This is a genomic window from Sphingomonas sp. P4_G2 (assembly GCF_056401155.1).
The window spans coordinates 195,151-219,093 of the sequence record NZ_JBFUJY010000002.1 but is presented as its reverse complement, the minus strand read 5'-3'; the positions used below and the strand labels follow the sequence as shown (position 1 = coordinate 219,093).

Annotated in this window: 16 protein-coding genes and 1 tRNA gene; 5 read left to right on the top strand and 12 right to left on the bottom strand. The window is 64.3% G+C overall.

Translation table 11 applies throughout. From position 1 onward, the window contains the following. Positions 1-68: 68 nt before the first annotated feature. The 3 genes from tal to rpiA all read right to left on the bottom strand — a co-directional run bounded on the left by tal (position 69) and on the right by rpiA (position 4,119). Positions 69-1,181, bottom strand: a complete 1,113-nt coding sequence (gene tal, locus AC1DRD_RS06430; RefSeq protein WP_478040771.1) for a transaldolase — start codon at positions 1,179-1,181, stop codon at positions 69-71. 83 nt (positions 1,182-1,264) lie between these two features. Continuing rightward, complete coding sequence (gene tkt, locus AC1DRD_RS06425) at positions 1,265-3,337, bottom strand: transketolase (RefSeq protein WP_478040770.1); 2,073 nt, start codon at positions 3,335-3,337, stop codon at positions 1,265-1,267. Positions 3,338-3,438: 101 nt separating this feature from the next. After that, positions 3,439-4,119 (bottom strand): ribose-5-phosphate isomerase RpiA, encoded by a 681-nt coding sequence (gene rpiA, locus AC1DRD_RS06420; protein ID WP_478040769.1) that lies wholly within the window; start codon positions 4,117-4,119, stop codon positions 3,439-3,441. A 172-nt stretch (positions 4,120-4,291) separates the two neighbouring features. Here rpiA and AC1DRD_RS06415 point away from each other — a divergent pair, with 172 nt between their 5' ends. From AC1DRD_RS06415 to AC1DRD_RS06405, 3 genes are all read left to right on the top strand, one after another. Next, entirely contained in the window at positions 4,292-4,711 is a 420-nt protein-coding gene (locus AC1DRD_RS06415) for a DUF2946 family protein (RefSeq protein ID WP_478040768.1), read from the top strand. Positions 4,712-4,807: 96 nt separating this feature from the next. Further along, complete coding sequence (locus AC1DRD_RS06410; protein WP_478040767.1) at positions 4,808-6,979, top strand: TonB-dependent receptor; 2,172 nt, start codon at positions 4,808-4,810, stop codon at positions 6,977-6,979. 131 nt (positions 6,980-7,110) lie between these two features. Further along, positions 7,111-7,521 (top strand): MerC domain-containing protein, encoded by a 411-nt coding sequence (locus AC1DRD_RS06405; RefSeq protein WP_478040766.1) that lies wholly within the window; start codon positions 7,111-7,113, stop codon positions 7,519-7,521. Between the two features lie 96 nt (positions 7,522-7,617). On the opposite strand, the gene AC1DRD_RS06400 is transcribed toward AC1DRD_RS06405, so the two are convergent. Next, entirely contained in the window at positions 7,618-8,253 is a 636-nt protein-coding gene (locus AC1DRD_RS06400; RefSeq protein WP_478040765.1) for a glutathione S-transferase family protein, read from the bottom strand. Positions 8,254-8,411: 158 nt separating this feature from the next. Continuing rightward, positions 8,412-8,488: transfer RNA gene (locus AC1DRD_RS06395), tRNA-Arg, on the bottom strand. Between the two features lie 82 nt (positions 8,489-8,570). Here AC1DRD_RS06395 and AC1DRD_RS06390 point away from each other — a divergent pair. Beyond that, positions 8,571-9,065: a hypothetical protein gene (locus AC1DRD_RS06390; RefSeq protein ID WP_478029918.1), complete on the top strand. Its 495-nt coding sequence runs from the start codon at positions 8,571-8,573 to the stop codon at positions 9,063-9,065. 53 nt (positions 9,066-9,118) lie between these two features. On the opposite strand, the gene AC1DRD_RS06385 is transcribed toward AC1DRD_RS06390, so the two are convergent. Beyond that, positions 9,119-13,621, bottom strand: a complete 4,503-nt coding sequence (locus AC1DRD_RS06385; protein ID WP_478040764.1) for a hypothetical protein — start codon at positions 13,619-13,621, stop codon at positions 9,119-9,121. A gap of 147 nt (positions 13,622-13,768) precedes the next feature. Here AC1DRD_RS06385 and AC1DRD_RS06380 point away from each other — a divergent pair, with 147 nt between their 5' ends. Beyond that, positions 13,769-15,805: an acyltransferase family protein gene (locus tag AC1DRD_RS06380; protein WP_478040763.1), complete on the top strand. Its 2,037-nt coding sequence runs from the start codon at positions 13,769-13,771 to the stop codon at positions 15,803-15,805. Here AC1DRD_RS06380 and AC1DRD_RS06375 read toward each other — a convergent pair. The 6 genes from AC1DRD_RS06375 to AC1DRD_RS06350 form a co-directional block, all read right to left on the bottom strand. Continuing rightward, positions 15,802-16,338, bottom strand: coding sequence for a GNAT family N-acetyltransferase (locus tag AC1DRD_RS06375; protein ID WP_478040762.1), 537 nt, complete (start codon positions 16,336-16,338; stop codon positions 15,802-15,804). The two genes, AC1DRD_RS06380 and AC1DRD_RS06375, sit on opposite strands and share 4 nt — an antisense overlap. Then, complete coding sequence (locus AC1DRD_RS06370) at positions 16,335-16,874, bottom strand: GNAT family N-acetyltransferase (protein ID WP_478040761.1); 540 nt, start codon at positions 16,872-16,874, stop codon at positions 16,335-16,337. The genes AC1DRD_RS06375 and AC1DRD_RS06370 overlap by 4 nt, the downstream gene beginning before the upstream one ends. Next, positions 16,871-17,860, bottom strand: coding sequence for a porphobilinogen synthase (hemB, locus tag AC1DRD_RS06365; RefSeq protein ID WP_478040760.1), 990 nt, complete (start codon positions 17,858-17,860; stop codon positions 16,871-16,873). Before hemB ends, AC1DRD_RS06370 begins: the two co-directional genes overlap by 4 nt. A 53-nt stretch (positions 17,861-17,913) precedes the next feature. After that, positions 17,914-19,386 carry an MATE family efflux transporter gene (locus AC1DRD_RS06360; protein ID WP_478040759.1) on the bottom strand — a complete coding sequence of 491 codons (1,473 nt, stop codon included), beginning with the start codon at positions 19,384-19,386 and terminating at the stop codon, positions 17,914-17,916. Between the two features lie 285 nt (positions 19,387-19,671). Next, positions 19,672-22,455, bottom strand: coding sequence for a valine--tRNA ligase (locus AC1DRD_RS06355; RefSeq protein WP_478040758.1), 2,784 nt, complete (start codon positions 22,453-22,455; stop codon positions 19,672-19,674). Between the two features lie 94 nt (positions 22,456-22,549). Then, on the bottom strand, positions 22,550-23,932 hold the full coding sequence (locus tag AC1DRD_RS06350; protein WP_478040757.1) for a serine hydrolase domain-containing protein: 1,383 nt from the start codon (positions 23,930-23,932) through the stop codon (positions 22,550-22,552). Positions 23,933-23,943 lie beyond the last annotated feature (11 nt).

The window sequence follows — 23,943 nt, the reverse complement described above, 5'->3', positions numbered from 1 at the left end:
CTATCCACGGGCGATATCGCGTGAGGCCCGTTGGATGCCGGGACAAGCCCGGCATGATGAGGGTGAAATCAGGTCGCTTCGACGGGATGCTTCGCGGCGATCGCGCCGAGCAGGTCGTCGAACGCCTTGGAGAAGGAGGCGACGCCTTCCTCGACCAAAGTTTCGGTCACGCCTTGCAGGTCGAGCCCGAGCCGTTCGGCCTCAGCCAGCACATGCCTCGCGCCGTCCAGATCCTGGGTCAGCGTCTCGGCGGCGGTGCCGTGATCGCGGAACGCGTCGAGCGTCTTGGGCGGCACCGTGTTGACCGTGTCGCGGCCGATCAGCGTATCGAGATAGAGCACATCCGAATAATCGGCGTTCTTGGTACCGGTCGACGCCCAGAGCAGTCGCTGCGGCATCGCACCCTTGGCGGCGAGCGCCTGCCAGCGGTCCGACTGGGTGAAGTCCTGATACCAGGCATAGGCCGCCTTGGCGTTGGCGATCGCCACCTTGCCCTTCAGCGCCTTGGCCTCGTCGCCGCCCGTTCCCGCGTCGATGGCATCGTCGATCTTGGTGTCGATGCGGCTGACGAAGAAGCTCGCGACGCTGGCGATGCGGTCGATCGGCTCGCCGCGCGCGGCGCGTTTCTCGAGACCCTCGACGAACGCCAGCGCGACCGATTTGTATGCCTCGATCGAGAACAGCAACGTCACGTTGATGTTGATGCCCTTGTCGATCGACGTCGCGATCGCGGGGACGCCCGCGGCGGTGCCGGGGATCTTGATCATCAGATTGGGCCGGCCGACCGCTTTCCATAGCCGTTCGGCTTCGGCGGCGGTCTCATCGGTGTCGTTGGCGAGATAGGGCGACACTTCGAGGCTGACATAGCCGTCCTTGCCACCCAGTCGGTCATAGACCGGGCGCAGCGTGTCGGCGGCCGCCTGGATGTCCTCGATCGCGAGATGCTCGTAGCGTGCCATCGCCGATGCACCCGGATGGGCCTTGTCGAACTCGGCGAGCTCGGCGTCATAGGCATTGCCATGGCCCATCGCCTTCTCGAAGATCGACGGGTTGGAGGTCACGCCGGTGACGCCGTCTTCCTCGACCAGCTTCTTCAAACCGCCCTCGGTGAGCAGCTTGCGGTCGATGAAGTCGAGCCAGATCGCCTGACCGAGTTTTTCCAGATCGTTGATCCGTCCCATGTGTCTTTCCTTCTGCGTCACGCCAGCGAAAGCTGGGGTCTCATGCGGCACGAGATCCCAGCTTTCGCTGGGATGACGGCCTGTTATTTGCCGATCAGTTCCTTCGCCCTCTTCACCACATTCTCGACGGTGAACCCGAACTTGTCCTGCAGACCGGCGAGCGGGGCCGAGGCACCGAAGGTCGACATGGTGATCGTCGAACCCTTCGGGCCGACATAACGGTCCCAGCCCATTTCGCCGCCCATCTCTACCGCGAGACGCGCGGTAACGCCCGACGGCAGCACGCTTTCGCGATACGCCTGATCCTGCAATTCGAACCTGAACCAGCTCGGCATCGACACGACGCGCGCCGCGATACCTTCGGCTATGAGCTGCTCATAGGCTTTGGTCACCAGGCTGACTTCCGATCCGCTCGCGATCAGGATCACCTGCGGATCATCGCTGTCGGCCAGTACATAGGCGCCCTTCGCAACGCCGTCGGCGCTGGCATAGGTCGATCGATCGAGCGTCGGCATCGCCTGACGCGACAGAACGAGCGCAGTCGGGTGCCGGCCATCGGTCATCAGCGCGCGCCACGCCGCGGCAACCTCATTGGCGTCGCCAGGGCGAATCGTGTCTATCCCCGGCGTCGCGCGGAGCATCGCCAATTGCTCGATCGGCTGGTGAGTCGGGCCGTCCTCACCGACGCCGATCGAATCGTGGGTGAACACCCAGATCGAGCCCAATTCCATCAGCGACGACAGGCGCACCGGCGGGCGCATGTAATCGAGGAACACGAAGAAGGTCGAACCGTAAGCGCGCAGATGCGACAGCGACATGCCGTTGACCACCGCGCCCATGCCGTGTTCGCGCACGCCGAAATGGAAATTGGTGCCGCCGTAATTGTCCGGCTCGAACGACGGTGCGTTCTTGATGTCGGTCTTGGTCGACGGTGCAAGGTCGGCCGAGCCACCGAGCAGCCACGGCACCTTGGGAACGATCGCGTTGAGCACCTTGCCGCTCGAATCGCGGGTCGCGAGACCTTTTTCGTCGGCGTCGAAAGTCGGGATGTCGGCATCCCAGCCATCGGGTAGCCGGTCCGACAGGATCAGGTCGAGTTCCTTGCCGAGATCGGGATAAGCCGATTTATACTTGACGAAGCTCGCTTCCCATTCCTCGCGCAGCGGGCGGCCGCGGCCGGCAATCGCCTGGTTGAAATGTTTCTCGACGCCGTCGGGGACATAGAAGTCCTTTTGCGGCCAGCCATAGGCCTCCTTGGTGGCCTTGACGTTGTCAACGCCGAGCGGCTCGCCATGCGCCTTTTCGCTGCCGGCGCGCGGCGACCCCCAGCCAATCACCGAGTGGACGACAATGAAGGTTGGGCGGTCGTCGGTGTTGCGGAACGCCGCCAGCGCCTGCGCCATTGCCGCGCAATCATTAGCGTCATTCACGTGGATGACGTTCCAGCCATAGGCTTCGAAGCGCTTGCCGACGTCCTCGTCGAAGGCGAGCGCGGTGTCGCCCTCGATCGAGATGTGGTTCGAATCGTAGATCCAGCAGAGGTTGGAGAGCTTGAGGTGCCCGGCGATCGACGCCGCCTCGGCCGAGACACCTTCCATCATGTCGCCGTCGCCGCACAAGGCATAGACGTCGTGATCGAACAGCGTGAACCCGTCCTTGTTATAGCGCGCCGCGAGCCAGCGCTCGGCGATCGCCATGCCGACCGAATTGCCGCAGCCCTGCCCCAACGGACCGGTCGTGGTCTCGACGCCGGTAGTGTGACGATATTCGGGATGGCCCGGCGTCTTCGAGCCGAGCTGACGGAAATTCTCGATATCGTTGAGGCTGACCGCTTCCTTACCGGTCTTCTTTCCCGTGCCGTCGACTTCCTCGATCCCGGCGAGGTGGATCAGCGAATAGAGCAGCATCGAAGCGTGGCCGACCGACAGCACGAACCGGTCGCGATTGGCCCAGGTCGGCGTCGACGGATCGTAGCGAAGGAATTGCGACCAGAGCGTGTAACCAACCGGCGCCAGCGCCATCGGCGTGCCGGGATGCCCCGAATTGGCCTTTTGCACTGCGTCCATCGACAGCGTGCGGATCGTGTCGATGGTCAGGCGCTCGATCGAGCCATCCTCTTTGAGCTGATCCACGTCGGCGGTCTGGGTATCGGACATTCTCTTTCAGGCTCCCGCTTCGGGTGGACGAACGCGCAGGCCGCATCGCGGTTGCGCCATTTCCACGCCCTATATGGGGAGCCTTGCGCGCTTGCCACCCGTCAGGTGGTATTGCGTTCCATTTTCGTAACGGTTCCCCCATCGGCGACATAGGCGGCGTCGATTTCGCGCAGGAACAGGCCATGTCCCATCACGCCCGGGATCGCCTGCAACGCTGCCGCGAGGCCAGCGGGGTCCGGGAACGACGCGAAATGGCAGTCGAAAATGACATTGCCCTGATCGCTGCGCCACGCGCCTTCGTCTGCCATACGCAGGATAGGTTCTGCTCCCAGCGCCGCCAAGCGGGCCGCGACGAAGCTGCGGGCGAAGGGCAACACCTCGACCGGCAGCGGCGCGGCGCCTAGTCGATCGACCCGTTTCGACGAATCGGCGATCACCACCATCCGCTCGGACGCCTCGGCGACGATCTTTTCGCGCAGCAACGCGCCGCCCGCGCCCTTGATGACGCGCAATGCGGGGTCGATCTCATCGGCGCCGTCGATCGTCAGGTCGAGTCGGGCCGCGAGCGCGAATCGCCCGATCGGAATGCCGACATCGCGCGCCGCCTGTTCGGTAGCGATCGACGTGGCGAAAAATATCGTCTTGCGCAGCTCGGGCAGGCGCGCGGCGATCGCGCCGATCGCAAACGCCACGGTCGATCCGGTACCGATGCCGACCAGCATGCCGTTACGAACCTCGGCGACCGCGGCCTCGGCGGCGATCCTCTTGTCGTCGTCGATCATGGCTAGCGGCGTAGCGCGAAACCATGCGCACGCAAACGCCCGGTTCATCACCGTTGCGCCACGGTTATAACCCAGCGGAATGGTGCACCGCAACGAAACGGGCTTGATTCATGTAACAATGCAACATAGCAGGGCGGCCGCAACCCGTTCGTCGAACGACCGGCCGGAGACTATGGCGACTAAAGCAAGGCGCATCGGCAGCACGTCGCGCCCGCCCCGTTCGGGGCGGCGGCTGGGTGCTGGCTGGGTCGCCGTGCTGCTGGCCATGCTGCTGGCCTTTTCGTGGCAGAGCTTCGTTGCGCAGACCCACAACCATTTCGCCAGCGCACCGATCTCGACCGCCGCTGGTGGGACAAATGTCGCCGCGGCGTCCTCGTCGGACAGAAACTCCCCCTTCGATTCCCCGGCAAATTGTCCGATCTGCCGGGAAATCGCGCAAAGCGCCGCCTATCTGCCGCCGGCGCCGATCGTCCTGCCGGCGCCCCAACCAATGCTCGTCTGGCTCGTCGCCGGGCTAGCGTTCGGGCTGATCCTCCAACGGCGCTCGCTCGGCTGGCATAGCCGCGCACCCCCGATCCAACTCCAGGCCTGACTGTATCGCCGCGACGCGAAGGCACGGCACCGTGCCCGGTCGCGTCCCGCGGATTCCACCGTGAATCCGCGACCAAGGTTCCCGGAGTTTATTAGAATGCGACATCTCTTCCTGCTGGGCGCGGCATCCGTCGCGCTGTTTCCCGCACTTGCCTCGGCCCAGGACGCGCCGGCCAACCCGTCACCGGCTGCCCCTGCCCCTGCCCCCACCCCAACGTCGTCGGCTCAGCCGGGAGACATCGTGATCACCGCGCAGCGGCTCGACGCCGCGCGCGACGCCATCCTGCCATCGCTCGGCGCCAGCGCCTATACGGTCGACAAGGCGATGCTCGCCAAGCAGCCCGGCGGCGTCAACGTCAGCCTGGTCCAGATCCTGTCGCAGGCTCCGGGCGTGACACTCGACAGCTATGGCGCGGTGCACGTCCGCAACGAGCATGGTAACCTGCAATACCGGCTGAATGGCGTGATCGTGCCGGAAAGCATCTCCGGCTTCGGCCAGACCTTCGACCCCCGGATCGCCGACTCGGTCGAGCTCATCACCGGTACCTTGCCGGCGCAATATGGCTATCGCACGTCGGGCGTGGTCAGCCTCAAGACCGGCACGGGCGGGTTCAACAATGGCGGCGATGTCGGCTTTTACGGCGGCAGCCGGAACACGCTCAATCCCAGCGCGTCGATTCACGGATCGGATGGATCGCTGAGCTATTTCGCCTCGGGCAGCTATTTGCAGAACGATCTTGGCGTCGAAAACCCGATTGCGACGCGCGACGCGATCCACGACCGCACGCGTCAGTACCGGGCGTTCGCCTATGTTTCGGACATCGTCTCCTCGACCAGCCGCATCACCGCGTTCGGCGGCACGTCGATCGGCTATTTCCAGATTCCCAACAACCCGGGCCAGACGCCAGCCTTCATTCTCAATGGGCAGTCGTCTTTCGATTCGGCCAAGCTCGACCAGAACCAGCGCGAGATCACACATTATGGCGTGCTCGCCTACCAATATGCCGGCGGGGCGCTCAATTTTCAGGTCGCGCCGTTCGTGCGTTATTCGCAGACCCGCTTCACGCCCGATCCGCAGGGCGGCGACCTCATCTTCACCGGCGTCGCCGATCGGTCGCGCCTGTCGAGCCTGACCGCTGGGGTCCAGGCCGATGGAAGCTACAAGTTATCCGACACGCACATGCTGCGCTTCGGGCTGTTCGTCCAGAACGAGCGGACGCGGTCGCTGGTGACCTCGCGCGTGTTCCCCGTCGACGGAGACGGCAACCAGACCTCCGACGTGCCGATCACGATCACCGACAAGGGCGGCCGCAACGGCCAGCTTTATGGCATCTATCTCCAGGACGAATGGTCGCTGACTCCAAGGCTGACGCTCAACTATGGCGTCCGCTTCGACGCAGTGCGGGCCTATACCCGCGAGCAACAGGTCAGCCCACGCGTCAATCTGGTCTGGAAGCCAAGCGACGGCACCACCTTCCATCTCGGCTATGCGCGCAACTTCACGCCGCCGCCGCAGGAACTGATCGCGGCACCGACGCTGGCGCTGTTCAACGGCACGACCAAGGAACCCGAGATCGCGACCGCCGATCCGGTCCGTGCCGAGCGCGAACATTATTTCGATGCCGGACTGGAGCAGAAGCTGCTGCCGGGCCTCAAGATCGGGCTCGACGCTTATTACAAGATCAAGCGCAACCTGCTCGACGAGGGGCAGTTCGGCACGTCGCTGGTGCTGTCGCCGTTCAACTACGCCAAGGGCTATGCCTGGGGCGTCGAACTCAGCGCCAATTACACCAAGGGGCCGGTCGATCTCTACGCCAACGTTGCGCGCGGCGAAGAGAAGGGACGCAACATCGTCTCGAGCCAATATTTCTTCGCGCCGGACGAACTCGCCTACATCTCCAACCATTATATCTTCACCGACCATTCGCAGAATTGGACGGCGTCGGGCGGCGCCAGCGTCACGATCCATGACGGGATCGGCACGCTCGTTCCGGCGGTGGACTTCCTCTACGGCGACGGCCTGCGCGCGGAGGATCCTGCGGGAATCGTCCCCAATGGCGGCAAGCTGCCCTCCTACGTCACCGCCAATATCGGGATCGCGCAGAATCTCGAAGGGCCGGGCGTGCTCAAAGGGCTGTCGATCCGCTTCGACGTCGTGAACCTGTTCGACAAGAGCTACCTGATCCGCGACGGATCGGGGGTCGGCGTCGGCGCGCCGCAATATGGCGCGCGGCGCGGATTCTTCGCCGGCATCAGCAAGAAGTTCTGAGCACGGATCGGGGCGTGCCGGTGGCGCGCCCCGCTGGGGTTGGCCAGCCGCCGCGGCGCGCCCGTGGTGGCCGCTAGCCGCGAGCCTTCCCGACCAACATCGTCAAAGGCGCATCGACATTGGAGAATCGCATGTCCCACCGACAACCCGCCGCGGGGGCGCCAGGTATCGACTGGGTGGAGCGCGCCGCGGTCGGTGCGTCGGCGCTGTGCCTGATCCATTGTATCGGCCTGCCGCTCTTGCTGGCTGCCCTGCCCGCTCTATCGTCGTTCCTTCCCATTCCCGAGAGTTTCCACGTCTGGGTCCTGGCCTTCGCCGTTCCGACCTCGGCGCTGGCCCTGTTTACCGGCCGGCACCATCATCGACGGGCCCATCCCTTGATGATTGGCGCAGCAGGGCTGATTCTGCTCGCGACCGGCGCGCTGTTCCTGCTCGGCGGGCGTTGGGAGACACCGGTGACGATCCTCGGCAGCCTGTGCCTCGCCTGGGCGCATATCGCCAATTGGCGGCTGCGACATTCCAGCCATCGGCATTGCGACTGACATCGGCATCGGCGGCAAGCAGCGTCAGTTCGCTATTCGACACCCATTGCGAGAGCACTTCCCTCCGAGTGCTAGTCGAGCGCTATCGCGGTGGTGTTATTGGTGGCAGGCCGGGAGCATCCAATCCCCGGAAGGGCTCCCGCCATGCCTCGATATGTTCGAGTTGATCATACCACCGGCCAATCGCGGATACTCGTCGATGGGCAGACAAGCGACGTCGTTGAACGGCAGAAAGGCGGCCATTCGGAAGTCGGCGTAGGAAACCGATTCCCCGACAAGCCACTCTCGCGCCGCGAGTTCGCTTTCAAGGATGGTGGCAGCGTCGTGGAAACGCGCCAGCCCTTCCGCAACCTTTTCGGCGTCGATCGGTCCGAGGGCGTAACGCTGCTTCGTTCCACGCTCGAAATGGACCATATCGCACGCCCGCATGAAATGCTCTTTTCCCCAGCTCAGCCAACGGATCATTTCCGGCTCGTCATCGCCTGTGCGCCAGAAGTCCGACGCTGCGTCACGCGAAAGCCGGCATGCTATGGCGTCCGCTTCCCAGAGGACCCGTTCGCCGCCCACGAAAATGGGCAGGGAAAGGTTCGGATTCAAAGCCCGGAACTTCTCGGATTCGCCCGGCGCGAACGGCGAAGCATATTCAAAGTCGATCGCCGAATTCAGGTAGCGTGCGACCGCGACCGCAAGCCGCGGATTTGGATTTCGACTGAAGAAGAGTTTCATCATCATCGTCGTAATTCCGGATGTGGGTCTGCGAGCGGCAGGTGCCGCCGGCCGGTACAGCTGCCGTCGCCCCACGACAATGCGCGGCGAGCTGGCGCAGAACGCGAACCGCCGCCTCTGGTATAGAGGCGGCGGCGATAGGCATTTGTGCCTGTGAATGGAAATGGCGCGCCCGGAACGATTCGAACGTCCGACCCTCAGATTCGTAGTCTGATGCTCTATCCAGCTGAGCTACGGGCGCCTGGGAGACGCGGCACATAGAGGGGTGTTTCGGGAAGCGCAAGTGCGTTGCGCCATAGTTTTTCGCCGCCTAGAGCAGCGTCATGTCAAAGCGGATCGCGATACTCCTTACCCTCGGGCTGGTCGGCTGCACGGAACCACCGGGCACCTATCCGTCGCTCGCGTTACGGCCGATCGAATCGCGCTCGGACGCCGAGCCGGAAGTGGTGACGCCAGTCGCAGCCCCGGATTCCGAACTCGACAAGAAGATCGCGGCGATCGCCGCCAAGCTGGGCGCGTCGGACGCGGCGTTTGCCGCCAGCGCCGCCACCGCGGAGAGCGCCGCGCGCAGCCCGGCCGCGCAGGCGGTGGGCAGCAACGAATGGGTGCGCGCCGAATCGGCGCTCGCCGATCTCGATTCGCTCCGCGTCGATACGCTGGGGGCGGTCAGCGATCTCGACCAATTGGCCAGCGAGCGCGGCGTGGCCGGCGATCCCCCCTATCCAGCGCTGGACGACGCGCGCGCCAAGGCGCAGACACAGATGGAAACTCAGCAGAAGAAGATCGCCGTGATCAAGGCGATCCTCGGCGAGAAATGAGCCGAAACGGACGGAGGGTGACGGCGCTCAGCCACTGAGCGCCGTCATTCAGTTCAGCTTATGGCTGGATTGTTCATCGCATTCAGATATCGGAACCAGCTCTGCCCTGCGTTGGAGCCCAGCGCCAACTGCTCGCTTTTCTTCTGGTTGCGCCAACCGGTGACAGTGGTGAGCGCCGAGTCGAGATCGGTGCCCGTCTGCGCCAATTGGTTCTTCAGGATTGACGGGCCGGCCAGCAGCTGGTCGGTCGCCTGGCCATCTCGGATATCCGTGACGCCGTTGGCGGTCGAATAATCCCAACTCGGCGCATTGCCGTTCTGCGTCGCGACTGCGGCAAAGGTTTGCGGCAGGCTGGCAACATTCCCGCTCGCGGCGTTGATCGACGCCGTCTTCCATAACACGAACAGATAATTGTTGTCGGCCAGATTGGCACGCGGTGCCGAGTTGATGCGCCCGACGATCCGCTTGCGATGCTGGGCGATCAGCCAGTCGAGCACGGCCCCTGCCTTCGCGGATGCACTGCGCAACGCGGCATTGAAGCCCAGCTTCTCGCCGATTCCCAGCGCGCTTAGCCAGTAGCCCGCATAGAAATCGTGCTGGCCATAGTCGTCGTTGATCGGGATGATGATGCCGAACTTGCTCGCACCGGCATAGGCGACTTTGACCGGATCAATTGCGCCGCCGGTGAACAGGTTGGCCGGCGGATGGTCGAAGCCGGGCGTGGCCGTCTTGTGCATGTCGCTGAACGCTTCGAAATCGGCGACAGCAAATGCCATCACCTCGGCCCGACTATAGAGCCGGTCGGAATTCGCCGATGCCGTCTTCCACGCCAATGCGGCATGGAGGAACGACCACGCACCATCGCGTACCGCCCAGCGCTGGGCCGACGATTCGTTGATGATTACGTTCAGATAGAGACGGGTCTGATCCCAGAGTTTGTGCCCAAGGAACGCGAATTCGGGCGTTTTCCAGAGCAACGAGCCCCAGTGCGGGAACTGATGCGCATGCAGCGAATCGATTTCGTTCGTCCCGAAATAGGGCTTGTCCGCCGCAGAACCGGCATAGGGCACCGTGACCCGTAACGGACTGTATTGCGTCGCGAACACATAAGGCTGGCCGCCCTGGATGTAATAGGCCCTTTCCGGCGGCGTCGCGCCGTCACCCGCACCATAATAGTGATTCCGCAGGGTGATCGTACGATTAGCGTTGGGCCCCTTGAACAGGGGCACACATCGCCCGCCTTCGAAACAATGATAGGGATCGCTGGCGTAACTCGAACAATAATCCAGCGCGATCGCGGCGAACAGCGTGCCGTCGTGCGGCCGCGTGGCGGTCACGTCGTACATATATTGGGCAACGGGCTCGGCGATGCCGGCGCGATCGTCACGAGCACCGCCCGGCCCCGTCACCGGGCTGCGGCCGGCTTGATTGAACGGCGTATATTTAAGCCACGTCGATGCCACCGACGCGAGCGACACGTCGGCGTAGAGCGACGCCTTGTACGGATCCTGCGTGACACCCGCCTGCGGTACCAGGGCAGCATAAGTGGTCGGTTGCCACGGCATGACGCGCGTATTGCCAAACCCGTTGGCCTGTCCGTCGCTCCACAAGCGCATGTCCCCGCCATTGTTGGAGAAATGGGTGTGCGACGCATACGGCACGGTGATGTCGTACCGCGGCAGATTGGCGTTGATGAATGATTGGCTCTGTGCCGTCGGCGTTGCCGAGCGCCAGATCACCGCCGCGCGGACCGTGCCGTGCGGATACCATCTATCGGTGGCGTTAGTGATCGCCACACCGTTGCCGTCATAGCTGCCGGCGAAGATTCTCGGGATGTCAGTGCCGTTCAGCGGGCCGCCATCGGGCCTTTCGACCTTGCCGAGCAGATTGCCTGAGGAATCTTCGATTCGCCATTTGTGCGGCACCATGTAGCTGTTCTTGCCACTGGGATCGCCGAACGGGTTGTTGGGCATCGTCGCGGTCGTCCAGTCATAGCCGAACTGGAAGGTCGCGTAGCTCCCGATGCGCACGGCTTCGCAATAATAGGCGATGCCGCCGATCACCGGTACCGCGCCTTGCGGCAGACACTCGATCCATGGCGGAACCGCCCCCAATTGCGCATCCTCGAACACGCAATTCTGCCTGACCGGTCTGGTCATGACGAGCACGTTGGCATGGCTGACAGCCGAGCCGCTCGACCAGTCCTCGAGCACTGCTCGATACGGAGCGCCTGCCGGCACCGTCAGGGGGCCGATGACCACATCCAGTGCTTGGACCGATCCACCCGTCGGTTGATAGGTCACCGTCCGCGCACTTTGCGGCGCCATTACCGCCAGCGCATCGATATAGAGGTTCTGCAACTGCGTGGCGGTCACGTTGCCCGCCGAAACCGGCGTGAAGCTTTCGCTCTGCGAGGGAAGATCAACGGTGACGCCGAGTTTTTGCACCTTGAGCGCACCGCCGCCGGCAGTGTTGCCCGATAGCGCGTTGCTTTCCAGCGGAGCGTCAGGGACGACACGCGGCTTGATCGTCGTTGTCTGCGCCGTCCCCACCTGTGTCCCGGCACGGAGGAAGCTGATGGTCCCGCCTGCCCCCGAGGCATTGTCGACATAACGCACCGCTACGTCCTCGACCGCGGTGTTCGAGAACACACTCGGGCTCTCGAACTCCTCGACGGTGCCGTCGCGCTCGATCCGGACGATGACGTTGTTGGTCGCCCAGTTGCCGAGTAGCACGATGCCGCCTTCGCCATATTCGTAGACCGCGGCGATGACGTTCTTGTCGGTCGGGATGACCCCCTTGAACGACAGGGTGAAGGCCGGCGGCGTCTGGCTTTTGCTCGCGTCGCTGCTGCTCGCGAAGCTCAGCCCGAGCGCTGGAGAGGCGAGATAGGTGCCGGCCGATAGGTTAAGGTTGGTGCCGTCGAAGCTTTTGCCGCTGCCCACAATCTGCAGCGATACGCTGCTCGCACCCCCTGCGGTCTGGGTGGGAGCAAACGGCCCGGTGGCGCTGGTGAGGCTATAGGCGGAACCTACGGTGATGGTCGTCGGGCTGGTCGAGCGCACAACGAGCGACAGCCCGACGGGGATCGTCAGTGCATAACTCGCCGCCGGGGACGGAAGATAGATGCCGAGCGGGAAACGCGTGCCCGGATCGCCATAGACCACCGGATTACCAGTCGGCGGCGGAGTGGAGCCGAAATCGGTCGATGTGTCGCCGATCGGCACGCGATAGGTGGCGGACGATCCGCTGCCGCTGGCCGGATGCACGCCCAACGCGGCGAATACGCACGGATAACGGCTGGGCGACACGCCAAGCAGGCGGAATCCGACCCAGCGACCGGTCGGTGCACCGGAGACGGTCGCGTTCAACTTCTTCTGGTTGAGCGGACTGGCGCTGTCCGCGGTGATCGCCAGGGCATTGAGCACCGACAATGTCGTGCCGTCGCTGCTTGCGATCGCGTTGGCGGTGACTCCGGTCCATTGATCGGTCGTCGCCGTGGTGTAGCCCAAACTGGCCTTCGTGTCAGCGACACTGGCCAGCGTGATTGCGGTGCCGATGTCCAGCAACACGTCGATCGTATAGGTTCCAGTGCCGCTCGTCGGCAGGCCGGGGATGAAGTAGTTGCCGTCCTTGCATGCGGTCACGGCGTTGGCGTCGCCAATCGTGAAAGACGGCGCGGTCGTCCCACTGGCAAAGACGCGCGTACGTACGCCAACGATCGACGACTGGTCGATGAGCGCACCCGATCCCGACCCGCTGTCGGTCGCGGTAACGCCGAAATAGACCGGCGACGGCAATGGCGTGAAGGTCGAGCCCGACCCGGTGCTTGCCTGCACGCCAAGGCCGCCGAACACGCAAGGGTAGCGGCTCGGCGAGACAGCGGTCAGCCGCACACCGACCCAGCGGCCCGACAATGCGCCGGTGACAGTCGCATTCAGCTTCTTCTGGTTGAATGGATTGGTGCTGTCGGCGGTGATCGTCAGCGCGTTCAGCACCGATATGGTCGTGCCATCGCTGCTGACCAAAGTCGTGGCAGAGACGCCGGTCCACTGATCGCTGGTCGCCGTGGTGTACCCCAGGCTCAATAGCGTATCGACCACCTTACCTAGCGTGATCGCCGTACCGATATCGAACAGCATGTCGACGGTGAAGGTGCCGCTGCCGCCCGTCGGAAAGTCCGGGATGAAATAGTTGCCATTCTTGCACGCGGTGACCGCCGTCGAATCGCCGGTGGTGAAAGCGGGCGCGGCGGTGCCGGTCGCGTAGACACGCGAGCGGACGCCGACGATCGCCGACTTGTCGATCGTCGGGCCGTAACCGGTGCCGCCACTGGCGGTACGGGTTACGACAAGTGCTCCGGCCTGCGCTGGCGTTAGCGCGGCGCCGACAGCCAGCGGTGAAGCGGTGGCCGACAGGCGCACCGAAGCAACCTGCGCAGGGATTTCAGTGACGCTGAAGCCGACGGTACCGGTAGTGCCGCTGGTAGTCAGCGCCAAGCTCTGCTGTGCCGAACCGTCCGGAAAAACGATTTGGCTGGGGCCATTGATTTGCATGCAATTCTCCTCTGGGATCCGTCCAACGCACTGCGCTGGAACATAAGGAGAACATCAATAATCCAACCTTGCAATCAAAGTTTGATCGCTAAGCTTATCGGATTTCAGCTTCTTTCAACTTCTATCGCCTAGATCGCGGCGATGGATATGGCGACCGGGCAAATTGCGGACCGATCGGCTCTGGCCGGAGCGCGTGCCGGCTATCGTCCAGATATCGATGGGCTGCGCGCGATTGCCGTTACCTCCGTCGTGCTCTTTCACGCCGGCCTCGGCTGGCTGCCCGGCGGGTTCGCCGGCGTCGATATATTTTTCGTCATCTCGGGATTTCTCATCGGCGGAATCGTCCATCACGAGATCGCCGATCACCGATTCAGCTTTGCCGCCTTTTACGCCCGGCGCGCCCGGCGCATCCTGCCGGCGCTCATCGCCGTGTCGTTGGCGACGCTGGGATCGGGAGTGCTGATCCTGGGGCCGAGCGAACTTGCGCGGTTCGCGATCTCGGCGGTCGCCGCGTTGCTCGGCATCTCCAATTTCTGGTTCTTCCACACAACCGATTATTTCACGCCAAGCGCGGTGCTCGAGCCGTTCCTGATGACCTGGTCGCTCGGCATCGAAGAACAATTCTATCTGCTCCTGCCGCCATTGTTACTGGTGCTTCGCCGATGGAGCGTCCGAAGCACGTTATGGGCGGTGCTCGCCATTACGGGCCTATCGCTTTTGCTCGGCCTGCTGGCGACACCGATCGAGCCGGTCGCGTCCTTCTACCTATTGCCGACGCGTGCGTGGGAGCTCGGTATCGGCGTCTCGCTGGCGATCGCCCACCGCGCGGGCTTCCGGCTCCCGGCTGCCGTACAGCAATGGATCGCCGTTGCCGGGCTGGTGGCGATCGCCGCGTCTTTGCGGTTGTTCGACGAACAGGTGCGCTTTCCGGGCTATGCCGCGCTCCTGCCGACCCTCGGTACGGCGATGATGATTGCGGCACCCGAAAGCGGCATCAACCGCCACCTGCTCGGCAGCCGCCCGCTGGTCGCGATCGGGCTCATCTCCTATTCCTGGTACCTCTGGCACTGGCCGCCGCTCGCCTTCCTCCGCGTCGCCGCTGCTGGTCCGGTACCGCCGCTGCTGCTGGCGGCAACGGCGATCGGGTCGATCGTTCCTGCCTATTGCTGCTGGCGTTGGATCGAACGGCCTTGGCGCCACCCCCGGCATGGCCGCACCAATCCGGCCACCCTGCGGCGCTACGGCATCGCGCTTGCGGCGAGTCTCGCGCTGTTCGGTGGTATCGCGCTGTCCGGCGGCATTCCCGACCGAACCGGCGCATCGTCACGGCGCATAGAGAGAATCCTGACCAAGAGCAGGAGCTCTTGCCTGACCGGCTATGGCGTCGATCGCCCGAACCCCAGCCCATTCTGCGCGCCGCCCGGCAATGGCCCGCTTGTCGCATTGCTTGGCGATAGCCATGCATCGTCGCTCGGCGACGCGCTGCGCGAGGATGCCCGTGCGCACGGTTACGGGCTGATCCAGATGACGGCGGGTTCCTGCCCACCGTTGCTCGGCGCGACTCTCAGGCTGCGCGAGCATCCCGGCGCATCGCGGGCCTGCGCTGATTTCAACATTGCCGCGATCGAAAAGGCGGCCCGGGATCCCCGCATCAAGATCGTCGTCCTGACGGCATTCTGGCAGTCGCCTTTCAGCGCTCGTGCCATTGCCATCGGCGATGGGGTGATACCCGCCAACGGGACGAATACGGACAGCTCAAGCGACATCGAACTGCGCTCGGCGCTCGGCCGAACGCTGACTCGCCTCCGTGACGCCGGCAAGAAGGTCGTTCTGCTGGGGGACGTGCCTTGGCTGCGATTCGACCCGGCGCGCCATGTCTGGGCGCAAGCGCTGCCGTTGCGCGGGCTCATCGAGGGCTACACGACGCCGGGGCTGAGCGAGATGGACGGATCAGTCGACGATCGCTTCTTCGACCCGCTGGTCGATCGCGGCAATGCGATCGTCGCAGAGAGCGCTCACGCCGTCCGCGGCGTTCGTTTCGCGCAACTGCGCGATCTGTTGTGCCCCAATGATCGGTGCCGAACCAATGACGGAGAGATTCCGTTCTTCATTGACCAACAACACCTTTCGGAATCGGGTGCAGATTATGTGGTCGAGCGCCTCAACGGCACGCTGTGGGACTAAGGCCGCGCTATCCGGTAGACGATGTGCGGCCTTAACGGATCGTCGATCGGCACCGCCGGATGGTCGAAATCGGCGGCATGATCGCGCATCATGCCGAGCCGCTCCATCAGGCCCCAGCTGCGCACATTCTCAATATTCGTCATCGCCGCGATACCGGGGGCATCGGTGTTCGCCCAACCCCAGGCGATCGCCGCCTCGGCCGCTTCGCGCGCATAGCCCCGGCCCCAGGCGTCCCGCGCGAGCCGCCAGCCGATCTCGACCTGGTGGAAGAGCGGCGTGCCCTCGGGTCCAGGCTTGAGGCCGCAAAAGCCGAGAAACGCGCCATCGGCTCTTCGCTCGACCGCCCAGAAGCAATAGCCATGGCTGGCGATGAACCCGTTCTGGCGGGCCGCGGCTGCTTCGGCATCCTCGCGGCTCAGCGGCGGTCCGAGATAGCGCATGACCTCCGGATCGTTGCACATGGCATGGAACGGCGCGACGTCGCTCTCGCGCCAGCCGCGCAGGATTAGTCGTTCGGTCTCGATCGCGCTCATCGCGGTCGATCGATCGCGTAGACGATCATGTCGCCGATCACGTCGTCATTATCGAGATAGCGCGGATGCCGGAAGTCGAGCTCGGGACGGCGCGTCATGCCGATCCGGATCATCAGCCCCCAGGACGGCGCGTTGTCGGGATTGGTCCACGCCGCGATCGTCTCGGCCGGCGTATTCGCCCAGCCCCAGTCGCGGCTCGCCTCAGCCGCTTCGCGCGCGATGCCCTGCCCCCAATGCTTCTCGGCAATCCGCCAGCCGAGTTCGTACATGCCGTCGACCGGCGTATCGGGATGCCCGCCCAGTCTGAGCCCGCAAATTCCCGCCAACGCGCCATCCGCCCTGGTCTCGACCGCCCACATGCAATGGCCATCGGCGTCTTGCTTAGCGATTTGGCTGTCGATCAGCGTGTCGATCCGCTCGCGCGGCGCGACCCCGCCGAAATGCTTCATCATCGCCGGCGTGTTGATGATCGCGTCGAACGCAGGTTTGTCGTCCTCGCGCCACGGGCGGAGGATCAGGCGAGCCGTCTCGATCATTTTGCCAGCAGCTTGGCCGCGTGGAGCGCGTGATAGGTCAGCACGCCGGAACAGCCGGCCCGCTTGAATGCCATCAGCGTCTCCAGCACCACCGCGTCGCGTTCGGCCGCTCCGGCCGCGACGGCCGCCTCCAGCATCGCATATTCGCCCGACACCTGATAAGCGAATACAGGCACTTCGAAGCGGTCCTTCACACGCAATATGATGTCTAGATAGGGTAGACCCGGCTTGACCATCACGCTGTCGGCACCCTCGGCCAGGTCGAGCGCGACTTCGCGCAGCGCTTCCTCGGCATTGGCCGGGTCCATCTGATAGGTCTTCTTGTCGCCCTTGAGCAGCCCACGCGAGCCGACCGCGTCGCGGAACGGGCCGTAGAAGCCGCTGGCGTATTTTGCGGCGTAGGACATGATCTGGACGTTGACATGGCCAGCGGCCTCGAGCGCTTCGCGGATCAGGCCGACACGGCCGTCCATCATGTCCGACGGCGCGATGATATCGGCACCCGCCGCGGCCTGATTGAGCGCCTGACCAACGAGCACGTCCGCCGTGGCGTCGTTGAGCACATAGCCGCTATCGTCGAGCAGGCCGTCATGCCCATGGCTGGTATAGGGATCGAGAGCGACGTCGGTCAGCACACCGATATCGGGCACCGCGTCCTTGAGCGCGCGGATCGCGCGGCACATCAGATTGTCGGGATTGAGCGCTTCCTTGCCGTCGTCGGTGCGGCGATCGGGTTGCGTGTTGGGGAAGAGCGCGATGCACGGGATACCGAGGTCACGCGCTTCCTTCGCGCGCGCAACAATGCCGTCGACCGACCAGCGCGATACGCCGGGCAGGCTGGCGATCGGTTCCTCGACCCCCTGCCCTTCGGCGATGAACAGCGGCCAGATCAGGTCGGCGGCAGTCAGGGTCGTTTCGGCATGCATTCGACGGCTCCACGCCGAGGCGCGAGGGCGGCGGAGACGGATCGTGGGATAATGGCTCATGACGGCGCATTTGAGCCCCCGTGCCGCGCCGCGCAAGAGGGCGGAGCGACAGGTTAGCCGGTCGGATGCAACCGCCCGGCCGGCTCGCCCGTGGCGTGGGCATGTTCCTCGCCTTCGGGTTCTGGCGGGACGATCAACAGCTGGTCGCGCCAACGCCCGTTGCGATAATACCAGGCCGCCAACACCAGCGAGACGAGCGAACCGAGGGGAAAGGCGTACCAGAGCGCATCGGGACCGATCAATCGCTGGCCGTAGATCGCGAAGCCGAGACGAACCGGATAGAAAGCGACCGCCAGGATGATCAGCGGCGGCACCGTCGCGCCGTTGGCGCGCACGGTCGAAAACAACACCATCGTCGCGCCGAACATCACGAAGGTCCAGCTCGAGATCAGCTGGATATGCCGCGCGATCGGAATCGCCGGGCTGCCGCTGCCGACGAACAGGGTCATCACCTGACGGTCGAAGAGGATGATCGCGGTGATGACGACCAAAGTGATGATCGTGTTGTAGACGATGCCCGAGCGCGTGATCGCGTTGACCCGCTCCCATTTGCCCGCGCCGATATTCTGCGCCGCCATCGAGCTGACCGCGACGCCGATCGCCATCGCCGGCATCTGGATATAGGTCCACAGCTGCTGCGACACCGCATAAGCGGCAGCGGTTTCCACGCCGTGGCGGTTGACGAGGCCGATCATCGTGAGACCGGCGGTCGACATAACCAGCATCTGCGCGCCCATCGGCAGACCCTTGGCGAGAATCGTCTTCACCAGCGCCGTTTCGGGGATCAGATAGCGCAGTTCGTGGCCGCGCAGGCGGATCGGCAGGTCGCGCCAATAGACATAGATGAGCATGCCCGCCGACGACACGATCCCAGCGAGTAACGTCGCCGTCGCCGACCCAGCGATCCCCATCTTAGGGAATGGGCCGATGCCGTCGATCAACAGCGGGTTGAAGCTGCTGTCGATCGCGACGCTCAACCCCATGAACCAGAGCGGCGTTACCGAATCGCCGGTGCCACGCAGGCTCATCGAGATGAGCACGCCGAGCATCGAGAAAGGCAGGCCGAGGAAAATCACGCGCAGATAATCGCGCGCCATGTTCTGCGCCTCGCCCGGCGTCGCCAGCAGCCGCAATATCTGCGGCGCGAACAGCCAGCCGAGGATCGAGATCGCGACCGCACCGCCGATCACCAGCCCGACCGCGGATCCGAACGCGCGCCGCGCGCCCTCGATATCGTGGCGCCCGACCGACTGGCCGATCAGGATCGTCGCCGCCATGCCGAAGCCGAACACGGCGGAGAACATCAGGAACATGATGATATTGGCGTTGGAGGTCGCCGCGAGCGCGCTTTCGCCGAGGAAACGCCCCACCCAGATCGAGTTGATCGAGCCGTTGAGCGACTGGAGGATGTTCGACGCCAGCGTCGGCAGCGCGAACGCCAGCAAGGTCGAGCCGATCGGTCCGACGGTCAGATCGCGTCGGCCTCCCGGCCCCCGGTGCTGAGGCTGTTGCGGCGGCTGCGCCACGGTGGATTGCCTTTCTTCGGCCCGGACGGCCGGATTCGCTGGTCGTTTCGCTGTCGTGCGGTTCGATAGGGAATGGGCGCCGGTTCGCCTAGCCCAAGGCGCAACATAATCCGTTCGCGGGAGAGATGTTCCTTGGCGTTATTGGGCGGCGAGTGGCATTCGCCCGGAGTCGGCAGTCACTTCGTCATGCCGGGCTTGTCCCGGCATCCACCGTGCCACAACTCCTGCCTGCGCAAGAGGAGGAGTGGACCCCGGCACAAGGCCGGGGTGACGTTGTAAGTGTGGCTAACCCAGCCGCGCCAGCGCCGCCGTCAGCCGCTCGGCCTCGGCCGATTTCTCGGCATGATCCGCCCGCGCCTTCTCCACCGCCTCGGGTTTGGCGCGCTCGACGAAACTCGGATTGTTGAGCCGACCGGCCAGACTGTCACGCTCCTTAGCCGCCGCTTCGATCGCCTTGGTCAGGCGGGCGCGTTCGGCGGCGAGGTCGATAACGCCCTCGAGCGGCAGAACGAAGGTCGCCTCGTCCACCACGACCTGCGCCGCCCCGCCCGACGCCTCGCCCTCCGCGCGATCGATCCGCGCGAGCCGTGCGATCGCCGGCGCCAGACGCTCGAACCGCGCCTGCGTCTCGGCCGAGGCATCGCGAAGATAGACGGGAAGCCGCGCGCCTGGCGGCACGTTGAGTTCGGTGCGGCTCGACCGCACTTCGCTGACCAGCCGGATCAGCCAGTCGATCTCCTTGCCCGCTTCGGGATCGATCGCGCGCGCATCGGCGATCGGCCATTTGGCGACGATCAGGTCGTCGTCGCGCGCGCCGAGCTTCGACCAAAGCTCTTCGGTCACGAACGGCATGAATGGATGGAGCATGACCAGGATCTGGTCGAGCACCCAGCCGGCGACCGCCTTGCTCTCGTCGTCGATCGCGCCGCGTTCGTCGCCGCTAGAGACCGGCTTGATCAGTTCGAGATACCAGTCGCAGAACCGGCTCCAGGCGAATTGGTAGATCGCGTTGGCGGCACCGTCGAAACGATAGTCCGCCAGGGCCAGGTCGACCGCCTGCACCGTCTGGATCGTCTCGCCGATGATCCATTTGTTGACCGCTAGCGTCGCTTCGGGCGCCTCGAGCGTCTTGGACGCGCCGATGCCGTTCGACTGGCAGAAGCGCGCGGCGTTCCACAGCTTGGTCGCGAAGTTGCGATAGCCCTCGACCCGCTTCTCATCCATCTTGATGTCGCGGCCCTGGCTTTCCATCGCCGCCATGAAGAAGCGCAGCGCGTCGGCACCATATTGATCGATCAGCCCGAGCGGATTGACGACATTGCCCTTCGACTTAGACATCTTCTGCCCGTCGGCGGCGCGCACCAGGCCATGCAAATAGAGCGTGCGGAACGGCACGTCCTTCATGAAATGCATCCCCTGCATCATCATCCGCGCGTCCCAGAAGAACAGGATGTCGAAGCCGGAGATCAGCACGTCGTTAGGATAGCGGCCGTGGAGCTTTGGATCGGCGTCCTCGGGCCAGCCCATCGTCGCGAAGGGCCAGAGCGCGGAGGAGAACCAGGTGTCGAGGACGTCGGGGTCCTGCCACAGGATAAGCGTCTTATCATCGTCGGCCAGCGTCTCGCGCAGCGCCTGCGCGGCGCGCTCATCCTCCACAACGATCGCCGACCCTCCCATCAGGTCGAGCCCGGCGTTATCGCCCCCAATCGCTTGCAGCAAAGCCGCCTGCTCATCTTGGGCAACTAATATGCGTCCATCGTCGGCGAACCACGCCGGAATCCGATGCCCCCACCACAATTGCCGGCTGACGCACCACGGCTGGATGTTCTCCATCCAATTGAAGAACGTCTTCTCCCAACTCTTCGGCACGATCTTGATCGCGCCCGACTGGACCGCCTCGATCGGCGCCTTCGCCAACGTCTCGGCATCGACATACCATTGGTCGGTCAGCCACGGCTCGATCACGTCGCCCGAGCGGTCGCCATAAGGCGTCTGGATCGTGCGCGGCTCGGCGTCATGCTCGACGCCGTCCTTGTCGATGTGCGGGACCAGGAAGCCGCCTTCCTTCAGCCGCTCGACCACCAGCTTGCGCGCCCAGAAGCGGTCGATGCCGAGCAGGTCGTCGGGGATCAGCCCGTCGGCGGTCTGCTGAACCTGCGCCTTGGCATCGAGCATGTTGAGCATCTCGCCCGCCTTGAACCCGGCGCGCTTGCCCACTTCGAAATCGTTGAAATCGTGCCCCGGCGTGATCTTCACCGCGCCGGTACCGAGCGTCGGATCGGCATGCTCGTCGCCGATCACCGGGATCAGGCGGCCGGTGATCGGCAGCTTCACCTGCTTGCCGATCATCGCCTTGTAGCGCTCATCCTCGGGATGCACCGCGACCGCCATGTCGGCGAGCATCGTCTCCGGCCGCGTCGTTGCGACGGTGATCGATCCCGACCCATCCGCCAGCGGATAGCGGATCTGCCAGAAGCTGCCCTTGACCTCCTTGGTCTCGACCTCGAGGTCGCTGATCGCGGTACCGAGACCCGGGTCCCAATTCACCAGCCTTTTGTCGCGATAGATCAGGCCCTGATTGTAGAGGTCGACGAACACCTTGAGGACGGCCTTGGAAAAGCCCTCGTCCATCGTGAAGCGCTCGTTGGCCCAATCCATCGAACAGCCGAGCCGGCGCAGCTGCTGCGTGATCTCGCCGCCGCTTTCGGCCTTCCATTCCCACACCTTGGCGACGAATTCCTCGCGGGTGAAATCGGTGCGCTTCTGCTGGCGCTCGGCCATCTGGCGCTCAACCACCATCTGCGTCGCGATACCGGCATGGTCAGTGCCGACCACCCACAAGGCATCCTTGCCCTTGAGACGGGCATGACGGACCAGCACATCCTGCAACGTATTGTCGAGCGCGTGACCGATATGCAGCGAACCCGTCACGTTGGGCGGCGGATTGACGATCGTCCAGGGCTCGGCGCCGGGGCGATCGGGGCGGAACTGCCCGCTCTCCTCCCAATGCGCATACCAGCGCGTCTCGATTTCCGCAGGGTCGAAGGTCTTGGGTAGCTCGGTGCTCATCGCACCGCCTTTACCGGCTGAGCCGGGCTAGACAAGCCGTGGCGCGGTCGGTTCGCCTGCTTGGCGAGCCGTCGACTCGCTGGACAACATTGCCTCAGGGTAATCTGGTGAAGTGCAGAACCACGCGCGGGATAGTCAGGGTGAAGCCTCTGGCATTGTCGTCGAAACTCAGCGTGTAGCCCGGGCCCTTATATTGGCCGGGCCCGGTCGCCGTCAGCGATTGCGGCGCGCGCGGCTTGCCGGTGCGATCGGTGATGGTCAGTGTGCCGCCGGCTTCGGTGAGGGCGATGGAATAGACCGCCTTGAGGTTGGGATTGCCGTAGCTGCCGTTGAGCGATGAAGGCGGTGCGCCTTCGCTCACGCGCGGCACGCTTCCATCATAGGCGGCAAGCACGGCATCGGCCACTTTGTCGGGGTTATAGTCGCCATTGTTGCACAGCAGCGCCACGCCGAAGCGTTGCTCGCGATTATAGCCGAACAGGGTCTTGAATCCTCCCGCGGAACCGGTGTGGTGGAACCAGTGCGGACCGATCAGCAGGGCATTGCCATAGACGGGCCCTTGGCCGTGGTCGCGCACCGGGCTGCCATCGGTGAACCGCCCCGGCATGGTCATCAGCCGCGTGACCTCGGGGGTCCAGACCTTATGTCCGCCGTCGATATCGGCATACCATTTGGCGAGATCGTTGATCGTCGTGATCAACCCGCCACTCCCGCCGAACAACGGAAATTCGTCGGTCAGCACCGCCTTGCCGCCGGGCATGGTATAGCCCCGCGCGGCATTGGCGTCCGACGTGCGACTGCCCAGCATGACGAAGCTGCGGGTCATGCCGAGTGGCTTCAACACATGCGCATCGACATAAGTCTCGAAATTTTCGCCGGAGACGCGTTCGACCACTTCGGACAGCAGCAGATAGCCGCCATTGGTATAATCATAGGCGGTGCCGGGCTTGAATTTGGTATCGCGTTGCTGAAACACCTCGGCCAGCGCCTGCGCCCGGGTCGCGCGGGAAAGCGGTTCGATCCCGTCGAGCTGCAGCAGGACGAGGGAATCGCGCACGCCGCTCGTCATGTTCAACAAATTCTGGATCGTCAGCGGATCGGAATAGGACGGCAAATCAGGTAGGTAGCGATGGACATCAGCGTCGAGCCGCACCTTGCCGGCGACGACCAATTGCATCAGCGCGGCGACGGTGAATTGCTTGGAGACCGAGGCGGCATAGAATTGCGTGTCGGCGTCGATCCGGCGTCCGGTGGCAACATCGGCATAGCCGTCATTGACCTGCAATTCGGTCTTGCCGCCGCGAAACAGCCCGACCGCGCAGCCGGGGGCGGCCGAGGTGGCGGGCACGGCCAGCGCGGCTTTGACCGCGGCCGCCTTCTCCGCCGTCGGCTCGGCCGGCGTGGCGGACGTTGCCGCGGGCGCCATCAGTGACATCGCGATGAGCGCGACCAGCGGCAGATATCCAATCCGAGTCACGCTACCCTCCC